Below are 20,050 nucleotides of genomic sequence, written 5' to 3' on the forward strand. Positions count from 1 at the left end.
TAAATTGTATTTGAACTTAGATTCTCTAATTGATGATTTAATGGAAAGAGGTTACAGTTTTGAGAAATTCTAAAATTGTGAGTAGAGTCTAATTATGATTTCATTCATATTGCGAAATCATAACTTTTCCATCAATTCCTGAAGGCATAGTTTTCCAGTCAGTTGCATCAAAAGGTTTATAATCAATATTGACAAAGTTGATTTCATGATAATTTCTCCACTCAATCTCATTTCTATCTAAATATCGGATACTGTTTGCCATTAGGTTTGCGACTTCGATTTTGATTGAATTACTTCCATTTTGAAGTTGTTCTGTCACATCCAATTGATAGGGGATGCTCCAAATCGCCCCTGCATACTGATCATTTATCCAAATTTTAGCACTCTCATTGACCTTATCAATACTTAATAAATAGCTTTTTCCTACAGACTTGGTAAACTCAAATTTAGAAGTGTAGGTGGCCTGACCAGAGAAATCATCAGCTGCTTGATCCTCCTGATCCGTCCAAGGATGAATTGTTAGCATTGCTTGGGAAGAAGGGAGGCTTGGCTGACCCTGGTTGAAAGTTAAGTTCCAATTGGATGAAATGTCAACACTATTCTCTGGGTTGTTGTAGTTTGGCCATTTTGGCAAATCTAAATCTACCTTCCCCTCAATAGCTTTAATAAAAATACTTTCTCCGGATTTCATGAAAATGTCAATCATCGTTTTATTTCCCATTTTTTTTGTTTCTAGCATACCTCTATTGCCTGTCAAAGGGTCAAAAAGGATTAATTGATTGGAATCGACATTGAGGGAGATACCTTGATTGATGGTATTGGGACTATGGTTTACCAAAAAATAATAGGTGCCATCATTAGTTTTTCTGCGAATGAAATCCAAGCCAGTATCCACTAATTCCTCACGTAATATTTCTATTTCTTCTAATGTACTTTGGATATCATTGGATAAATAAATATGACCGTTTCCGTGTTCTGATTTTCCATTTTCAAAATTGAGACTTTCCCATAATTGATCGAATTTTGCCTGCGAAGAAGCCAATTCGGAACTGAAACCCGGGATTGATTTAGGTTTGGATTGAAAAATTATTTTTGCTCCTTCATCAGCTAAATCTATTAGATTTTTTAAAGTTGTAATTGGCATAAAGTCAGTCTCAGGGATAATCAAAACCTTCCCGGAATTACTTTCCGAAGTTTTTATAGCTCCTTTTTCAACTTTCGAGTTGGCAATCATATCATCTGAAATGAAATCCAAAGAATAGCCGGATTCCATCAGTTTTTTAGATTGTTTGTAGAAATCGGTTGGGTGTAGCCATTCGTCGACTGCATGGACTGTGATCATTTCCATTTTACCCTTATGCTCTGCCCATACATCGTAAACTGGCCAGTAAACAAGCAATTCATTATCTGGTTTTCCAGTTTGTAAAATAGATTGAGATCTTGCAATAAACTGATTGAACTCATTGAAATGCGGCCAGAGACTGTTTTGCTGAGTCAAATTCAAAGAAGCATAAAATAACCAGCCAGGATAAGGCACATCTTCCGGGCTATAGGTAACGCCATGGTAAAAAATGTGATTTACTCCGGCTAGAAATGCCTGTTCCACTTCTGGTTTCATTTGTGAAAAAGAGGATTTGAAATGTTCACCAAGCCAGGTAAAGGTTTCCGAAGAAACAAGATTTTTTCCAGTCAAATGTGCTGCAGAGGAAGCAAATTTTAGCATGATGGGATCAGGATCGACATTTCTGATATCCGCACTATCTCTTCTTAATCCAGGAATAGGGAAGTAGCTTGATCCAAATGTCTCACATTCAGGAATATCCACGGCAGCATATAGATCTAATAAATTTCCCGGTGAACCATGCGCTTGATTTTTGGTGAGTTTGGATTGACTATGTGCCCATTCTGTCCAGTTTTTAGTGAAATTGGAAAGCAGCAAATCATTAATAGTTTCCCGATAATCAGACTTGATTCTCCTGACTATTTCTGAATCCTCATCACTTTCAAAATAGGGTAAGTATTCTTTTAAATCATATCCCCTTAATTTCTCAAATTCTTCAAAAAACCCATCCGTGAAATCAGCACCATAAACCTCAAAACTGTCATTATAGAATGCCCGGAAACCATAGGTTTTACCTGACAAAGCATTTTGGAAATAGGAATTGTAATAATCAACTGCAGGTTTACTGAAATGATCTAAAGTAAAACCAACACCACCTGGTGCAGCTCTTTTGACCTTTTGTCCTGTCTTATCCAAGAATATAGCTTTTATCTGCCAATTGCCGGCTTCATTCCAATTTAGTTTGCCATCTTTTCCCAGAAATTCAGTGATGTTTTTTGACTGCAAATTTTCATCATAAGCCATTACTGCAATTAATTTTGCAACAGGTTGGTTTTCACTCCTTCTTTGAAAAACTATAGGAGTGTTAAATGGCTTGTCATCTTCGATTAAATAATTTTGAATTTTCAGGCTTGTGGCTGCATTTTCTAAACTAACCTGTGGTCCCCCAAATGGCCAGCCTGTTCCTTGAGTTAAATCGACACCCATTCCTAAGGAATCAGCTTTGTTAATTGTGAATTCCAACATTTCAAGCCAATCATCTGATAAGTACTCAATGTACCTGTCTTCATAACCTTTAGCTCCATAAATTGGAGCGATTTCAACTCCGCCCAGTCCTGCTTCCTTATAACTTTCCATTAAAGAGGAAATATTCTCTTTGTCAACTGCACTTCCCATCCACCACCATCGGGTCCAAGGTTTTGCTGTCTGTGTGATTTCTGGCCATTCGGCTGAGGCATGGGAAGTTCTCTCTTTAGAAGTACAAGCTAAAAGGGAGAAAGAAAAGACTAATAAAATCAAATTGGTTTTAATGGTCATAGGAATGGGTTTACTTCAAATTAAAGACATTTGGTAGGGGAATGGAAACAGGGGAGTTGTCGTCATTGGTTTCCATAATGTCGGCCATGTACTTCCACCATTTTTGAACAATTTTTGTATCTCCAAGATCTTGAGAGTTAGCATTTCCTTCAATGACTTGAAAAGCAAACAGACAGGAAGTTTCTTTATCCAAAAATATCTGATAATCTATGATTCCGGTTTCTTTTAATAAAGTGACCAGTTCAGGCCAAATCTCCCGATGTCTTCTTTCGTATTCTTCCTCATTTCCGGGGATTAATTTCATTCGGAAAGCTAGTTTTTGTCTCATGGCTTAGTCCTTTAAAAATGATTTCAAGTCAGTTTCAGATAGATTTTTGATTGCTTTAGCAACTATTTTTGCATTTATCTCAGCACCGTTTTCAATTGTATGGGTGTGATCTGTGTCATTGAAATAATGTGTCTTTACAAAGTTTTCTCCAAGACTATCATATTCATTTGCAATCAGTGAATTCAAGTCTATAAATGCAGTATTGGTGTCTTCTGCCACTTGCCTTGCCCAAAGTCCATAATCCGAGTCAGCTCTAATTACCTCACCGTCTTTCCATATGTTTCTTGGGATTAATGAACAAACGATTGGAGTTACTCCTTTAGCTTTCGCGGCCAAGATCATTTGTCTCAAATACTGCCCATAGGAATAGACAGTTTCCTGTTGCTTAGTAATGGGATTAAAAATGTTTTGAGCTTCCAATCCAGCACTTTTAATAGTTCCTCTAGCTCTCGCTGTATCATCTAAAGGACTGGAATCATTATGGCCAAACTGCATAATCAAATAATCACCAGGTTCAATTTTTTCTAATACTTTTTGCCAATGACCGTAAGTTTGGAAAGTCCGGCTACTGGTACCTCCCAAAGCATGGTTTTGTATTTTTATTTTATCAAGATCAAAATAAGGAGCCAAAAAATCTCCCCAACCCCAAAGACCTCCAGCACCATCTCCTTGACCGTTCTTAACTGTGGAATCCCCAATGAGAAATAGAGTAGGTTTATCTTTTTTTAGATATTCTTTCAAATCAGAATTATCAAGACCGCGAATACCTTTAGTTACTGACCAGGCATTGATTCTTGCCCCAGCTTCATTGGTATGGGTATGATCTTTTTCAAAAAGCCCCTTCACTACTTCAGGTCCCCAAGTATCGTATTGGTCTGCTATGATCGTATTCAAATCTATAAATGGAACTCCATTCCTTCTTGCAGCATCTCTCGCCCATTTCCCAAAATCCTGATTAGCCCTATCTACCTCTCCATCTGTAAACTTATTTCTTGGTATCATAGAAGCAACGATTGGTGTAGCTCCTTTTAATTTGGTATCCTTTATGAATTTTTCCAGATACCATCCATAGGTATGAACAATTTCCTTGCTACCGTCTGGCCAAGTTAATTCTTTGGTTTGTTCCCCCATTCCTCTCAAAACACCACGGTAGCCAGTTCGGGTTGTATCTGGGACGGATCCCTCATTATGGCCAAATTGCATGATTACATAATCTCCAGGTTGTAGAGAGTTTAGAACTTTTTCCCATCTTCCTTCCTTTACGAAAGTTCGAGTGCTTCTTCCGGCCATTGCCTGGTTACTGACAAAAAGTTTTGTGCTATCAAAGAATTCCTGAATAAAATTACCCCAGCCTCTTTGCAGGTTTCCTTCTCCTCCATTTCGAACTGTGGAATCACCAATCAGGTATAAGGTCTTCTGGTTTATATTTTCATTTTGAATAAAAGCGAAAATCGAAAAAATAAGGGGGACCGCTAAAAATAGAATAGGAATAGATTTTTTTCTGAACATTCTTAGAATAGCATTTAAAAAGACTGTATTTAATTTTAATTTCTAAGGTAGCAAAGATTCTTTTTATGTATTCACTTAACAGAATGGGCAATTTAAATCCAGATCATGGTTAATTGGATTAAAATCGGTGTTTAACAGGTTAAAATCACTTTATTTAAAATGAAAGATTCTTTAGGAATTGATAATAGTGTTTAAAAAAATCACCTCCGTTTATATAATTGAATAACTGCTCTTTTGTGATGGTGACTTTTTGGATTAATTTAAGTGCCACAACCTTAATTTTATGATAAAACACAAACTAATATCTATTAAAGGATTAGTAATATTAATTATGTTGCTTTTGGTAGTTTCTCTACCTCAGTCCTTTGCACAAAAAATACCTGATCAGGTCGTAAATGCCATTAAATTCAGGGAAATCGGACCAACTCGACAAGGAGGTAGGTATGTTGATTTTGCAGTAGTGGATAAAACACCAAAAATTATTTATGCTGCAACCGCTTCGGGAGGTTTATGGAAAACTATAAATAATGGGCAGTCATGGGAATCAATTTTTGATGATCAACCCATAATATCCTTAGGGGCTGTAGCTGTCGATCAAAAGAATCCAAACGTAGTTTGGGTTGGTTCAGGGGAAGCGAATAATTCAAGAAGTTCTTATTGGGGAGACGGTGTTTACAAATCTTTAGATGGAGGTAAAACCTGGAAAAATATGGGTTTACCAGAGTCTCATCACATTGGTAGAATCCTTATTGATCCAAATAATTCAGATGTTGTTTATGTGGCTGCTTTAGGACATCTGTATTCTGAAAATGAGGAGAGAGGACTTTACAAAACAACGAATGGAGGAAAATCCTGGAGCAAAGTTTTAGAAGTTAAAAGAGAAGATGGGAAGTACATTGGTGTGGTAGATGTAACTATGAGTCCAGACGACCCTAATACTTTGATAGCCGCTGCATATGACAAAATTAGACGCCCATGGACTTTCAATGAAGGAGGAGAAGGAAGTGGAGTTTATAAATCTACCAATGGAGGTAAATCTTGGGAAAAGCTAGGCAATGGATTCCCAGGTGGATTTTTAGGAAGAATTGGATTGGCTTATGCTCCAAATAATTCTAATGTGGTTTATGCCAATGTTGAGAATGTAAATGTGGAAGGAGTTTCTACAGAAGAGAGAAGAAAAATGTTGGAGGTTGGAATACCTCTTGGTCAGGACCAAAAAGTGGTAGGAACTGAAATGTACCGATCTGATGATGGGGGATCAAGCTGGAGAAAAATCAACCCAGATGGTGAGGATGTCGGAGGTTATCCTTCGTATTATTACCAGCAAGTGATCGTCGATCCAAACGATGCCGATCATGTATATGTCTTAGGTATCAGAGTTTGGGAAACTAAAGACGGAGGAAAAACTTGGGGCATGCCATTCCGCTTTGGAGGAGATAATCATTCTATGTGGATAGATCCAGCAGATTCTGAACATATGCTTTTAGGATATGATCATGGAATGGGGATTACATATGATGCTGGAGCAACTTGGTATCACCCTGATGAATTGCCGCTTGCACAGTTCTATGCAGTTGATGTTGATTTGGCTTATCCATACAATGTTTATGGAGGATTACAGGATAATGGTTCTGTTAGAGGTCCTAGCTCAATGAAAGATGGAAGCTCTATCCCATTTGAAGCTTGGCAGCGAGTAGGTGGAGGTGATGGAATGTACAATGTTGTAGATAGATCTAATAATCGGTATCTATATAATGAATCACAGTTTGGTCCAATTCAGAGATTAGATTTAGAAACAGGTGAATCAAAAAGTATCCGTTATTCAGACGCAAGGAATATGCGTTGGAATTGGAATTCACCAATAGTAGTTTCTCAACATAATACAGATGTGGTTTATCATGCTGGCAATAAAGTTTTGAAATCGACCTTTAGAGGGGAAAACTGGGAAGAAGTTAGCCCTGATTTATCAAAAAATGATTCAGTTAAAGCCATTGGAACAGGTAATATTCAGTATGGAACCATTACAACATTAGATGAGTCTTCTTTAGACCCAAATGAATTGTGGGCCGGTACAGATGATGGAAATCTTCATGTTACTAAAGATGGAGGCAAAACATGGACATTGCTAAATGATAATATTCCTAACAACCCAGAGTATTGGGTCACTAGAGTTGAAGTTTCAGCCCATTTTCCTGGAACTGCTTATGTTTCATTTAATGGAATGAGAAGAGATGATTTTACTTCCTTCTTATATAAGACTACTGATTGGGGTGAAACTTGGACTTCAATAGCCGAGGGTATTCCAGCTGCAGGTGTAAATGTTATACGAGAGGATCATAAGAATCCAAATCTTCTATTTGTAGGGACAGAGTTAGGTTCTTTTGCTAGTATTGATGGAGGCGCAAATTGGACTAAATTTATGACTAATATGCCTGTTAATCCTGCGTATGATATGGTTATCCATCCAAGAGAAAATGAATTGGTGGTAGCAACTCATGGTAGAGGGATATTTATTGCTGATATAACTCCCCTTCAAGGAATGTCAAATGAGATTTTGAATACTAATTTAACCCTATTTGAAATTCAGCCTGCTGTACAGTTTGTTGAGGGATTAAGTAATGTTACTGCTTTCACAAATTTTGATGGAGAAAGTAGAGCAACTGGGTCTCATATACACTATTATTCAAAGGAAGCTGGTCAAGCAACTATAAAAATTTATAAAGGGGCCAAAGAGATCCTAAGTAAAAATCTGGATGCAAAAGCAGGTTTAAATTTGTTTAATTGGAAATTTGAAGAAATAACAGGTGAGAGATCTCAAAAGCAACTAGAGCAGACCGCTGAAAGGTTTAGAAGCTTTGGAATGGAAGAAGAGGATATTGCTAGTAGATTGGAAGGGATGAAATATATAACCAGGACAGTTGGCCCAGGTAATTATAAAGTAGTTATAGAAATGAATGGTGAAATGGATAGTGGGGAAGCTGTAGTTATGAAAGATTACTGGAGTGTAAATTAAATTTCTAAAAGAAGGATTTTTAGGTCTGGCTTGCAAAAGTCAGACCTATTTTTTTTACTCGGATTTTAAGAAAATTATAGGAGGGAAATGGTGAATGAATTAGTCCTAATTAGATGGGAACTTTCATCGTCAATGGCTATTTATTTTGAATTCTAACTTATTAGCGCTCTACAAAATCAGGAGAATATAAACACCTCTTAGTGAAAATTAGCTTTATGCTGAGTTGATTCAAATGATTGCTAATTTGGATGAAGGTTGATATAAAGCAAACAAGGGAGTTCTGATTGACAATAAAAAAAATCCACAGGATTGATTCAATCTTGTGGATTTTTATTTGAAAGTGTTTTATTCAGGTTTCTAGGAAGAAACTTTATTTATTCAATTAATAAGCATTCTTATTGTTGAATAGAATACAGGTAACGGTCAATAAGATGATTTTAAAATCTAGTAAAACACTCCATTTTTTGATGTAGAATAAATCGTAAGCCAGGCGAAAATTCATATCTGATTTATTTATAATTTCACCTCTATACCCTTTTGCTTGAGCTAAACCAGTTATTCCAGGCTTTACCATATGTCTGCACATGAATCCGCAAATTTTCTCGGAGTATTCTCTATTCATTATTAATGCATGAGGTCGTGGACCTACAATAGACATTTCTCCTAATATTACATTGAATATTTGAGGTAGTTCATCAATACTGGTTGATCTCAAAAATGCCCCCACTCTAGTGATTCTTGGGTCATTTCTTTGAGCCTGTAAAAATTCAGAATTAATATTGAATTTCATTGTTCTAAACTTGTAGCAATAAAATGGTCTGTTATTTTTTCCATGTCTCAACTGTTTGAAAATAACAGGTCCTTTAGATTCCATGGAGATAAATAGTGCCACAATTGCAAATAACCACCAGCCTACTGCAACTAAAAACACTAAGCTCAGTGTTAAATCAACAACTCTTTTTGTAACCACTTGGATAGAATCCAAATGATTTATCGAATAGGATTTATAAATAAACTCTTTGTCAATTTTAAAATCCTTTACACCAATGTAATTATCAATAGTAAGTGACATGCTCTGAGAAGTTTAATACCTTAAATTGTGATTGATTTTAGATAGTAGGATATGTTTGATATAGATTCCGCCGTATAAGACATATCTTCTCCATAACCTTTTAGGCTCTTTTAATAATCTTGCGAACCATTCAAGTCCGTTGTTCACCCAAAAATCTGATGGTCTCTCAATTGTTCCTGAGAAAAAATCAAAAACGGCCCCAATTGAACATATATAGGTAGCCTGTATTTTATCTCTGTTTTGATATACCCATTTTTCCTGTTTTGGGGCAGTCATACCAACAAAGAGAACATCTGGAGAAAATTCATTGATTTTTTGAATCATAATCTCATTTTCTTCTTCAGAAAATTCATCTCTGAAAGGAGGAGAGTATGTTTCACAAGTAACGTTTGGAAACGTTGTTCCCAATTTGTTCTTGATGGCTTCCAAAGTTTCTTCTTTGGAACCTAAATAAAAGCAACTTCCATAGACACTATTCAGGTACTTCAATACGAAATCGTGAAGATCTGCACCTGCAATTTTATTCAAATTGCTACCGCTTAATAATTTAGCTGACAATACTATCGAGATACCATCTGGCAAAAGAACGTCAGAACTCATTAGAGCATTTTTAAAAACGACATCCTCCTCAGCCAGACAATAACTGTATTGATTCAAGGTATTGATGATTGTTTTTCCTTTTTGAAGAACATCAACCAATTGTCCTTTAAACATTGAGTAACCAAGAAACTCCGAACTTAGTGTATTCATAGTGCTGTTTAGATTCAAAAGCAGTTTTAACTTTTACTGCTTATTTTGGCACAAGATACAAAAATTATAATGTGTAATACATTTTTAATAATAAAAAAATAAATGATTATTTCTGAAATATTGTAAAATCAACATCTAATCAATTAAAAGTTATAAAAAATTCAAAAAATCACGGAATCTGTATTTTGAAAGTCAAATTATTTAGAGGTTGTAAAGAAGAAATTTTTAGAAATATTAAATACATATAAAAAAAATGCTTTCAGGATTAAAAAATGCTTTTCGTAAAAATCAATTTTTAATTTTTCTTATGAAAATTGTGTTTTACAAATAAATCTGATCCCCTGTAGGGAAAATTGAACCCCATTAGATAGAGGCTAGAAAAATTTATTTCTTAACGATATCTGAACTTAAAATTTTGCGTTCGTATTATTATTTGAAAATATTGATGACCTTTTTATTAAGGAAAAAAATCAGATTACATTTTTTTCAACTTAGAACTGGAATTTAGAATTACACAAAATTCCCTTCAAATACCTTGAACTTGATTATTGAATTTTTCTTTCTTTTTGAGTGAGACCTTTTTAAAAAGTTAAACTTAAAGACAAAATTCTTTCAAGACTGCTACTTTATTATCCCGATAGAGTGTTTTTCAGATCTGACAAAGGTTTTGAATCTAAAAAATAGTATTTTAAAACCAATAAAACGTATTTTATAATTTGAGATTAACCTTTCAATATCTATATTTGGTAAAATAATTAACATCAAATTCTAAAAAATAGATCTTCTCAGGTTTTCGGTGGATCAAATTTAACTAATTAAGCTATATCTGACAGTTATAAATTGGAATTGATGTTTTTTAAGAATCCTCCTTATAAAATTTAGCAAGTAGAATGGCATCTTTTTGCTATTACTTCTTCTTTATGATGCATTATTTCTAAGTTTCCAGAAGTATTAATAATAACGAATAGCAATAGTAGCATTGGGATTTCAAAAGGTATAAATTATTGAAACTGAATAGTCATGGATTTTTTAAAAAGAAAAATATACATAGCCGGCCATAAAGGAATGGTGGGTTCTTCTATCTGGAGATTATTAAAGGCAAGGGGAGCTGAATCATTAATTGGAACGTCAAGTGGAGATTTAGATTTAAGAAATCAAAATGCTGTTTCCCAATTTTTTAAAAGTGAAAAACCTGAAATTGTTATAGATGCCGCAGCCAAAGTGGGGGGGATTTTGGCAAATGATAATTTCCCTTTCGAATTCTTGATGGATAATCTTCAGATACAAAATAACTTAATTGATTGTGCATTGAAGGAAAATGTTGATAGGTTTCTTTTTTTAGGCAGTTCCTGTGTTTATCCTAAAAAAGCTATACAACCCATAAAAGAAGAATATCTGCTTTCTGGTTCTTTAGAGAAGACAAATGAGAGTTATGCCATTGCAAAAATTGCTGGCATTAAAGCTTGCGAAGCAATTTTCTTAAAAAAGAAAAGATTATTTACTTCAATTATGCCTTCTAACCTTTATGGACCTTTCGATAACTTTGATTTGAATAGTTCTCATGTCTTACCTGCAATGATTCGGAAATTTCATGAATCTAAAATTAATGGAAACCAGCCTGTTAAATTGTGGGGAACTGGAACTCCAATGAGGGAGTTTTTGCATGTTGAAGATTTGGCTGATGCTGTTATTTTTCTTTTGGACAAAACTCCAACTTATCACATATTAAATGTTGGAACCGGTTATGATATTGAGATAAAGGATCTTGCCTTAATGATTCAAGGGGTTATTGGTCATGAAGGAGAAATAATTTGGGATAGAAATATGCCTGATGGTACACATAGAAAAGTTATGGACGTCAGTAAAATTAAAAGTATGGGTTGGAAACCTAGATTATCATTAATTGAAGGTATAACCCAAACGTATAAATGGTATTTACAAAATATTGATAAATTAAAAATAGTTGATATGCAACTCTAAAATTGATTCAAAAACCAAGTATTTGATTAAATGAAATAGTTTTCAACATACTAGGCATATCCGAAGGACTGTTCCTATTTGGAAAAGATGTCAAAGAATTTTGTTTTGAATATTTTGATTTTGATGGGTTGTATTAATTAAAGTTCTTAAAGAGAGATAAAAAGAAGTGAATGCAAAAGAAATTTGTATTACTTAATTAGTTCAGTAAATTGAAAGACAAAATTCCTGAAAATGAGACATTTGTCAGCCAAATGACACTTTTAAACACCTTTCTTTTTTTAGATTCTTATTTAATTCACCTAGTTTTAATGGTTATTGCTCTGATACAATTGAAAGTGATTGAAATTTGAATTCTAATTATGAATAAGAAGGTTTTTGAGCTATTAAATTCTGCTTTTGAAAAATATGGAGATGAGACAGCTATTATATGTAATGATAAGTCTATCAGTTATTCAGATTTAGGTAAAAATATTTTTTTCCTAGGGAACAAGCTTAGAGAAAATGTTCCTTCAGAAAGTATCATTGGAATTTCGTGTAATAGATCTATTCAAACAATCGTTAATCTTCTCGCAATTCTGGCATCAGGGAAAACGTACTTGCCATTAGATTTTGATTTACCAACAGCACGATTAAAAAAAATTGTGGATGAAGCAAAACTGAACTATTTTTTACCAAGTACTACGGAGGAATCTTATGAATCTCTTGGACTAAAATCAATTCATTCTTTCAAATATGACAAGAATTGTAGTGCGGTGATTTCAAAATATGCCTATATCCTGTTTACCTCTGGTTCAACTGGAACTCCAAAGGGCGTTTGTATGTCTGACGATGCATTAATTAATTTAGTAGAATGGCAAAATAACTACTCTCAATCTTCTATTGGTTTTAATACTCTTCATTTTGCAAAATTGACTTTTGATGCTTCTTTCCTTGAAATATTTTGCACAATAAGTACTGGTGGGACTTTACACATTGTTGATAATGAAAAGTTGAAAGACCCATATATGCTTTTAAATTACATTGAGAATAACAAAATAAATCGACTTTTTTTGCCTTTTGTGGCATTGCATGGATTATGTAATACTTCTTATTTATATAAAATATTCCCATTCTGCTTGAAAGAGGTGATGACTGCAGGAGAACAACTTAAAATAACTGATTCTATTAGATCCTTCTTCTCAAAATTACCAGATTGTGAATTATTTAACCAATATGGACCCACTGAAAGTCATGTTGTCACCCAGCTTCATTTGAAAGATGATCCAGCAAGCTGGGATGAATTACCAACAATTGGTTTACCTATAAAAAATTCATACGTCGATATTGTAAATGATTTTGGAGAAATTATTTCAAATCCTGGAGAAATTGGTGAATTGTACCTTTCAGGGGTTTGTCTTGCCGACGGATACCTCAATAGGGATGATTTGACAAATGATAAATTTGTGATTTTTGGTAAGGATAGCAAATCCTCTTATAGAGTTTATAAATCAGGTGATTTGGGTTTTTGGAATGAAAATGGTGAAATCAGCTTTGTAGGAAGAAGAGATGATCAAATAAAAATAAATGGATTTAGAGTAGAAATAGGAGAAATTGAGTTAGCGACTTCTAAAGTAAATGGGGTCGATGAATGTGCTATTGTAAAGGCATCGAATCCTGATAATCAATTCATTTTAAAACTATTTTATACGTCTTCAAATGAAGCGGTAACAGATGATTTTATAAGAAAGCAAATTTCTTCTGTTTTACCAGATTATATGATTCCCACTATAATTTCAAAATTGGAAAAATTACCAAAAACAACAAGTGGGAAGGTTGACAGAAACAAGTTGTCCAAAGAATTTGATGAGTCATTAAATGAAAAAAGTATTGAATTTAAATCCTCCGATTTTGGATTGGAATACGATCTAAGTTTAATTTGGAAGACGATTTTACAGGAAACGAAGATTGATAAGGAAAGCAACTTTTTTGAGATAGGAGGGAATTCAATTTTGGCTCAAAATCTTTCTTTAAAAATCAAAGGTTATTTAGATATTCACTTTCCCGTAACACTTGTTTACCAATACCCAACTATCGGGAGCCAAGCGGAATATTTAACCAAAGGAATCACATATAATTTAGTTAATTATGAGATTGAGGACGAAGATCTTCTTAACTTTGAAGAAACCTATATGGATGTAAGCAATCCGCCTTTCATTGGTGCTAAAATTGGTTTAGATGAAGATGGTATGCCTTTTTGGATTAATGATCCGAACATTTATAAGTGAATTTTTTTATTAATAAAGAATCAAAAATGACGATTAATAAAAACAATACTTTTACTGATATGCCAGAAATTGAAAAGGTTTTTTCCACAACTCCCGCACAATTGGAAATCTGGCTTGCGTGTAAGTTGGGAGGTAAGGAAGCAAATCAAGCGTATAATGAATCAGTGTCGCTTACTCTCAAAGGTGATTTATCAGTAAAATTATTACAAGAAGCTTTTTTAAAGGTAATAGAAAGGCATGATGCTATGCGTGCAGTTTTAAGTCCTAACGGAAAAAGCCTTATCATTTTTGATAGATATTCTTTGCCGATACGGATGAGGGATGTCAGCGGAATGGGCGGGAAAGAGAAGGATTTATTCCTTAAGAAGCATTTAGACCAAACTGGTTCTTTTAATTTTAATTTAGTTCAAGGTCCGCTATATGTTATGGACCTAATCAAGTTAGAGGAGAAGGAACATCTTTTGACATTTACTGGACATCATTTGATTTTTGATGGCTGGTCTTTGGGAGTCATGTTAGAGGAATTGGGAATGATTTACTCTGATTTGATTTCAGGAAATGAAGTTCAACTCCCGAAAGCTGAATTGCTCAGTGACTATGCAAGAGAGTATTTTAGTTTAATGAGGAGTCCTATTTATAAAAAAACTATTGAGTTCTGGAAAAATTATTTGAGCAATCCCGTCCCAAGACTTGATTTACCTATTGATAATGCTAGGACGAAAATCAGAACCTATAAATCTGAAGTTCATAAAAAATGGCTAAAAGAAGAAACTTTAAATAAGGTAAAAACAGTTGGTGCAAAACTAAATTCAAGTCTTAATCTAACTTTATTGACAATTTTTGAGATTTTTCTTAGTGATTGGACAAAGCAAAAAGATATTATAGTAGGATTGCCTGTTGCGGGTCAGATAACTTCAAATAAGCATTACCTAATAGGGCATTGTGTAAGCTTACTTCCCTTGAGAAGTAAAATAGATGGAGAATGGTCTTTTTCTGAATATTTAAAAATTAGAAAGGAAGATTATTTCAAAGCAATGGCCCATAGTTCCATCTCCTTTGGAGATATGATTAAGAACATCAATTTGGAAAGAGATCCATCACGGATTCCCTTAGTTCCAGTCACTTTTAATATAGACACCGGAATGGAAGATGATCTGGAATTTAGTGGTTTGAAGCATCATTTGATGACCAATCCAAAGGCATTTGCAAATTTTGAATTGATTCTAAATCTCTTTGAATCATCTAATAAGCATATCCTTGATTGGACCTATAATAAAAACCTGTTTAATAAATCGACAATAGAAAAGGCCTCAGATAGATATTTTGAGATGATCGATTTATTTTTAGATAATCCTGATGAGAAGATTTCTACATTATTGAAATCAACCACTCCTGAAAAAGTAGAAACGCCTCCTGATTTTGAAACGCTAGGAAAATTAATCTCAAAGCAACTTTCTTCCAAAAAGGACAAGATTGCCGTTCGGATAGGACTTAACGAATATACTTATGAAGACTTGTTTAATAGATCAAATGCTATTTCAAAGCATTTGATTTCAAAAGGTGCTGGTCCCGGAAAGATAGTTGGAGTTCATCTAGAAAGGACATTTGATCTTGTTGCAAGTGCATTAGCAGTAATTCAAGTAGGAGCAGGCTATATGCCGATTGATGGGGAATTTCCGGAAGAACGAGTAAAATTTATGCTCAATGATGTGGAGGTAGTTGCATTCATCACCGATAATGAGTCGTTTTCTTGGGATAATTTAGAGGGTAGAAAAATAATATTAGGTACTAATATTATTCAAGATAAATCTCCTTCTATTGATGTAAAACCACCAAATTCGAATGATCCAATATTTATTGTTTATACCTCTGGATCAACCGGTAAACCTAAAGGAGTAGCATTATCTCAAAAAAACCTTGCCGATTTTATAAAGCATTTTGAACAGGCTCCTGGTCTAGTTGAAGATGACAATGTCATAGGGTTGACATCAACATCATTTGATATGTCATTTTTAGAAATAGTACTTCCGTTTGTATTTGGAGCATCTTTACAACTGTTCGACAAATTCGAAAGGAGAGATCCTAGAGAAATAGTGAAGGCCGTAAATACTGGGGCCATTACCAAATTATTTGCCACGCCATCCCATCTCAAATCAATTGTGGAATATGGGTTTAACGGAATGCATGAAAATCTAACGATCATTTCTGCTGGAGAGCCTTTGCAATATTCACTTGCTCAGTTACTTGTTAGCTCGGCCGCAAGGGTATTTAATATTTATGGGCCAACTGAAACTACAATTTTTACTAATATCAAAGAAATATTACCTGAAACAGAGGTAATTACAATTGGATTGCCTGTGGAGGGTACAAATATTTTTTTACTCAATGACAAAGGTGAAATAGTTACGGATCCTGGAGAGCCTGGTGAAATATATATAGGAGGAAAGGGAGTAGGAATTGGATATTTAAATAGAGAAGATCTCACAAAAGAGAAATTTATTTTGAATCCTTTTCCAAATAAACCTGGTAGATATTATAAAACCGGGGATCTTGCTGTTTGGACTGATGATGGAGAATTGATTTGTAAAGGACGAATTGACTATCAAGTAAAAATAAGAGGTCAAAGAGTTGAGCTAGGTGAAATAGAAAATATGATAGCTCACAATAGTGATGTGAAAAATGTCATTGTAGAAAAAATTATTGACGAAAATGGGGATGATAGTTTAGTTGCTTTTATTTCTTTCAAGAATGATAAAAAAAGTGAAATAGATTCTTCTACATGGATAGATACGTGTAAAGAAAGCCTTTCAAAAGTCTTGTCTGGATATATGATACCTGGATATTTTATAATAGTGGATAGTTTTGAATTAAATCAAAATGGTAAAATTGACAGACTGGCAGCAAGGAACTTATTAGTTAAGCCTGAAAAAGAAATTGAAATTAAGTCTCCAGAAATTGAAGAAATTATAATTGGTGATACAATATTAAAAGTAAAAGAGTTATGGGAGGAAGTTTTAAACTCTTCAGACTCTAGGTTAGATGCTGATTTTTTCCAAGTTGGAGGACACTCTTTGATTGCAGTTGATTTAATTTCGAAGATTGAAAAGAAGTTTGGATTGAATTTACCTCTTTCATTGCTGTTCGAACATTCAACAATTAGTTCTATTTCTAGAAAGCTAGATGAACTTCTTGCTCATGATGAAGTTAAAAGTGGGGTTTTAGTCAAAATAAAGGATGGTAATCCTGATAAGGTTTTGTTTTTCGTTCATGGTGTTGGACTTAATCCATTGGAAATAAATACTTTAAATAAGTATATGGATGATGACCAAACTATTTGGGGGCTACAATCTCCAACTATTTTAAATAGTGAGATAGATCCAATTGATACAATTGAAGGTATTGCTAAGTTATACATAGCAGAAATAAAACAATTAGGCTTTAAAGGGCCATATAAGTTATTAGGTAATTCGATTGGAGGACAAATTGCTTTTGAAATGACAAAACAATGGCTCCAAGAAGGTGAAAAAATAACCTTCTTGGGAATGATTGATACTACTGCCTCCATTAGTAATAATGTCCCCAAAACGCTATCTGCTAAGATAAAGATGTATGCTAAAAAGTTGCTTTTTGAAATTAGATTCCTATTGGAGGACCCGCTTTATTATTTTAAATATCGATTAAACTACCTCAAAGAAAAAATAGATAAATTTCAAAACCCAATTCCAGATGAAGATCTAGGGAATTTAAAGGCTCGTATCAGTCAAATTGAAGAGGTAAATATGATGGCCTGGAAAAAATACAAACACGAATATATAGATGCTGATATTACTGTATTTTTAGCTAAGAAAAGAACTTTTTTTGTATCTGATTTCAAAACATTTGGATGGTTACCATATGTAAGGACTTTACGGACAATCCATATGCCAGGAGAACATGCAAATATGCTTAAACCCCCACATGGAGCTGAATTCTCTAAAGCACTTCAGGATATACTAAACTCTTCTAATAATTGATTTATGGTCTTTAGTAGGATCTTATGCTCAGAGATTGAAGTATTTGAATGGAGAAATGAATGCGATTTCAAACTCAATAATAATTTAGATATTTGGAGAGTTTATATTCCAGATTATATTAAAAAAATCAATCAGGAAGACTATTTATTAGATGATTTCGAATTAGATAAAAGTAATTCTTTCCTGAGGGAAGAGGATCGGAATCGTTACGTTTTAAGTAAAATCTGCCTAAAAAAGTTAATAGCAAATTATTTGAAAATAAATCCGGAAGACATCGAGTTCAGGACATTGGAACTTAATAAGCCGGTATTGGCGAGTCATTCAAACTTAGAATTTAATATTTCCCATTCTGGTGATTTTATTATTATAGGTATTACTAAACGGTTTTCCCTAGGGGTTGATATTGAATTTATGGATGCGAAGGTAGATTTATATAATCTAATATATAATACAATGTCCAGTTTAGAAGTTAGTTCAATTTTGAACAGTGGTTCTCCAAGAGAAATGTTTTATAAACATTGGACAAGAAAAGAGGCATTATTGAAAGGTATAGGTATTGGATTAACGGATCGATTAAAAGACATTAATTGCTGTGATGGGAAAAATTTAGTGCCATCAGACTTATCTAGCTTTGCATCTTCATGGGACATAAGAAATTTCATAATGAATGATGAATACGCCGTTAGTCTTGCCTACGATACAGCCATCAGAGTTTTGAGATTCTATGAATTTAGGGATAATTAATTTCTCTAAACTAATTTAATAACTATAGATTGAATTAAATTTAGATGCATGTCCTTAATTGCACCAATAACAGGCCTAAATTGACTTAATATATGGTGAACACTAGTTTAAAAGCCGCTTCGGTCATCCGGCCTGAGAATCAAAGAAAATATGGTAACTGACATCATTGCGGATAATCAGAAATTTTAAGTTGTGGAGGTATGAATAAAATAGCTATTTACGGAGGCTTAGGAAACCAGATGTTTCAATATGCTTTAGCAATTGCGATGGATGCAAGTGGAATTCCCACTAAAGTTTCAATAAATGATTATTTTCTAAATAGGCATTATCAGGGATTTGAATTGCTAAAGGCATTTAATGTTCCTATGCCTATTCAAGACAAATTGAAAGTTTTTGCAATAAAGCAAGTGAGACCTTTATTTGTGGATATAAATACTAATTCCTTCAAAAATATTATGACTAATTTTTTGTCAGATAACGGCAATATTTATAAAGAAAAAGAGGAATGTGTGTATGATGAAGAGGTTTTCCTACAGAAGTCATCATTTTTAGTCGGGACATGGCAATCTTTAAAATACTTTGAAGCTCAGTCTGATTTGATCCGTGAGGTTTTCAACTTTACGAAACCAAAAGACTTAATTAACATTAAAATCGCAAATGATATTTTAAATAGTAAAAGTGTTGCCGTCCATGTAAGAAGAGGGAATTTCATGGACCCACAAATTGCAAAGAGTAAAATGGTTATTGATTCAAGCGATTATTATTATAAGTCTTTTGAGATTATTCGAGAGAAAGTATCCAATCCGATTTTTTATATTTTCTCAGACGACATCAAATGGGCTAAAGAGCATTTTAAAGGACCGGATTTTGTTTTTGTTACTAACAATAAAGGAACGAATAGTTATCTCGATATGTATTTGATGAGTCTTTGCAAACATTTCATTATTGCAAACAGTAGCTTTAGTTGGTGGGCGGCTTGGCTAGCTGGGTTTGAATCAAAAAAAATAATTATGCCAAAGCCATGGATTAAAGGTAATAATTGCTCTGATATATATCCAAAAGACTGGATAGCACTAGATGTCAATCAACTAACTGAACAAATAGCATAAATTTTTAACCGAATTAATGATCTTTTTCATCGTGGATTCTCAATAGCAAAGCTTTCAATCATGACTTCTTTTTGGACAGAATATTGAAATTTTAAGTTTTAAACAAATTGACCTTTCTTTTTACTTTTATTTTTTAAAAAAAAAGTTTGAAATTAATATTTGATAAATTAAGAGTGACACAGTCTATTGTATTGTATATCAAATAGTTAGGATCTTTTTAAGTTTTTTTATTGGATACAAATATGCACTTTCCATTTATCTAAGATTATAGAAATGATTTCTATTTCAACTAAGACACTTAAATTTTAGTTGCATCAAAATTTTTTAATTGGACTATCTTTAAACTTAAAATATTTTACTATTTAAGTTATTTCAAATATTAAAAAATGC

The 20,050-nt window shown here is 33.6% G+C and carries 11 protein-coding genes; 6 read left to right on the plus strand and 5 right to left on the minus strand.

Annotation, left to right across the window (positions count from 1 at the left end; all coding sequences use genetic code 11):
• Window positions 1-100 precede the first annotated feature (100 nt).
• The 3 genes from Q0L68_RS05680 to Q0L68_RS05690 are packed head-to-tail and all read right to left on the minus strand — an operon-like array spanning window position 101 to window position 4,715.
• Window positions 101-2,878, minus strand: a complete 2,778-nt coding sequence (locus Q0L68_RS05680; RefSeq protein ID WP_296700621.1) for a glycosyl hydrolase — start codon at window positions 2,876-2,878, stop codon at window positions 101-103.
• A 10-nt stretch (window positions 2,879-2,888) separates the two neighbouring features.
• Window positions 2,889-3,206 carry an L-rhamnose mutarotase gene (gene rhaM / locus Q0L68_RS05685; protein ID WP_296700624.1) on the minus strand — a complete coding sequence of 106 codons (318 nt, stop codon included), beginning with the start codon at window positions 3,204-3,206 and terminating at the stop codon, window positions 2,889-2,891.
• Window positions 3,207-3,209: 3 nt separating this feature from the next.
• The gene (locus tag Q0L68_RS05690; RefSeq protein WP_296700627.1) at window positions 3,210-4,715 is read right to left on the minus strand and encodes a rhamnogalacturonan acetylesterase; all 1,506 of its coding nucleotides are present in this window, start codon (window positions 4,713-4,715) and stop codon (window positions 3,210-3,212) included.
• 283 nt (window positions 4,716-4,998) lie between these two features.
• Between Q0L68_RS05690 and Q0L68_RS05695 the strand changes: the two genes are divergently transcribed.
• On the plus strand, window positions 4,999-7,728 hold the full coding sequence (locus tag Q0L68_RS05695) for a hypothetical protein (protein WP_296700630.1): 2,730 nt from the start codon (window positions 4,999-5,001) through the stop codon (window positions 7,726-7,728).
• A gap of 382 nt (window positions 7,729-8,110) precedes the next feature.
• Here Q0L68_RS05695 and Q0L68_RS05700 read toward each other — a convergent pair whose 3' ends face one another.
• Together Q0L68_RS05700 and Q0L68_RS05705 are read right to left on the minus strand one after the other, a co-directional pair.
• Window positions 8,111-8,800 (minus strand): sugar transferase, encoded by a 690-nt coding sequence (locus tag Q0L68_RS05700; RefSeq protein WP_296700633.1) that lies wholly within the window; start codon window positions 8,798-8,800, stop codon window positions 8,111-8,113.
• A gap of 12 nt (window positions 8,801-8,812) precedes the next feature.
• Entirely contained in the window at window positions 8,813-9,550 is a 738-nt protein-coding gene (locus tag Q0L68_RS05705; protein WP_296700638.1) for a WecB/TagA/CpsF family glycosyltransferase, read from the minus strand.
• Window positions 9,551-10,570: 1,020 nt separating this feature from the next.
• Between Q0L68_RS05705 and Q0L68_RS05710 the strand changes: the two genes are divergently transcribed.
• The 5 genes from Q0L68_RS05710 to Q0L68_RS05730 all read left to right on the plus strand — a co-directional run bounded on the left by Q0L68_RS05710 (window position 10,571) and on the right by Q0L68_RS05730 (window position 19,660).
• The gene (locus Q0L68_RS05710) at window positions 10,571-11,530 is read left to right on the plus strand and encodes a GDP-L-fucose synthase (protein WP_296700641.1); all 960 of its coding nucleotides are present in this window, start codon (window positions 10,571-10,573) and stop codon (window positions 11,528-11,530) included.
• Between the two features lie 359 nt (window positions 11,531-11,889).
• Window positions 11,890-13,794 carry a non-ribosomal peptide synthetase gene (locus Q0L68_RS05715; RefSeq protein ID WP_296700644.1) on the plus strand — a complete coding sequence of 635 codons (1,905 nt, stop codon included), beginning with the start codon at window positions 11,890-11,892 and terminating at the stop codon, window positions 13,792-13,794.
• A 26-nt stretch (window positions 13,795-13,820) separates the two neighbouring features.
• Complete coding sequence (locus Q0L68_RS05720) at window positions 13,821-17,807, plus strand: amino acid adenylation domain-containing protein (protein WP_296700647.1); 3,987 nt, start codon at window positions 13,821-13,823, stop codon at window positions 17,805-17,807.
• A 3-nt stretch (window positions 17,808-17,810) separates the two neighbouring features.
• Window positions 17,811-18,551, plus strand: coding sequence for a 4'-phosphopantetheinyl transferase superfamily protein (locus Q0L68_RS05725; protein WP_296700649.1), 741 nt, complete (start codon window positions 17,811-17,813; stop codon window positions 18,549-18,551).
• Between the two features lie 200 nt (window positions 18,552-18,751).
• On the plus strand, window positions 18,752-19,660 hold the full coding sequence (locus Q0L68_RS05730; protein ID WP_296700652.1) for an alpha-1,2-fucosyltransferase: 909 nt from the start codon (window positions 18,752-18,754) through the stop codon (window positions 19,658-19,660).
• Window positions 19,661-20,050: the final 390 nt, after the last annotated feature.

Source organism: Algoriphagus sp. (assembly GCF_024642405.1).
Lineage (GTDB): Bacteria > Bacteroidota > Bacteroidia > Cytophagales > Cyclobacteriaceae > Algoriphagus.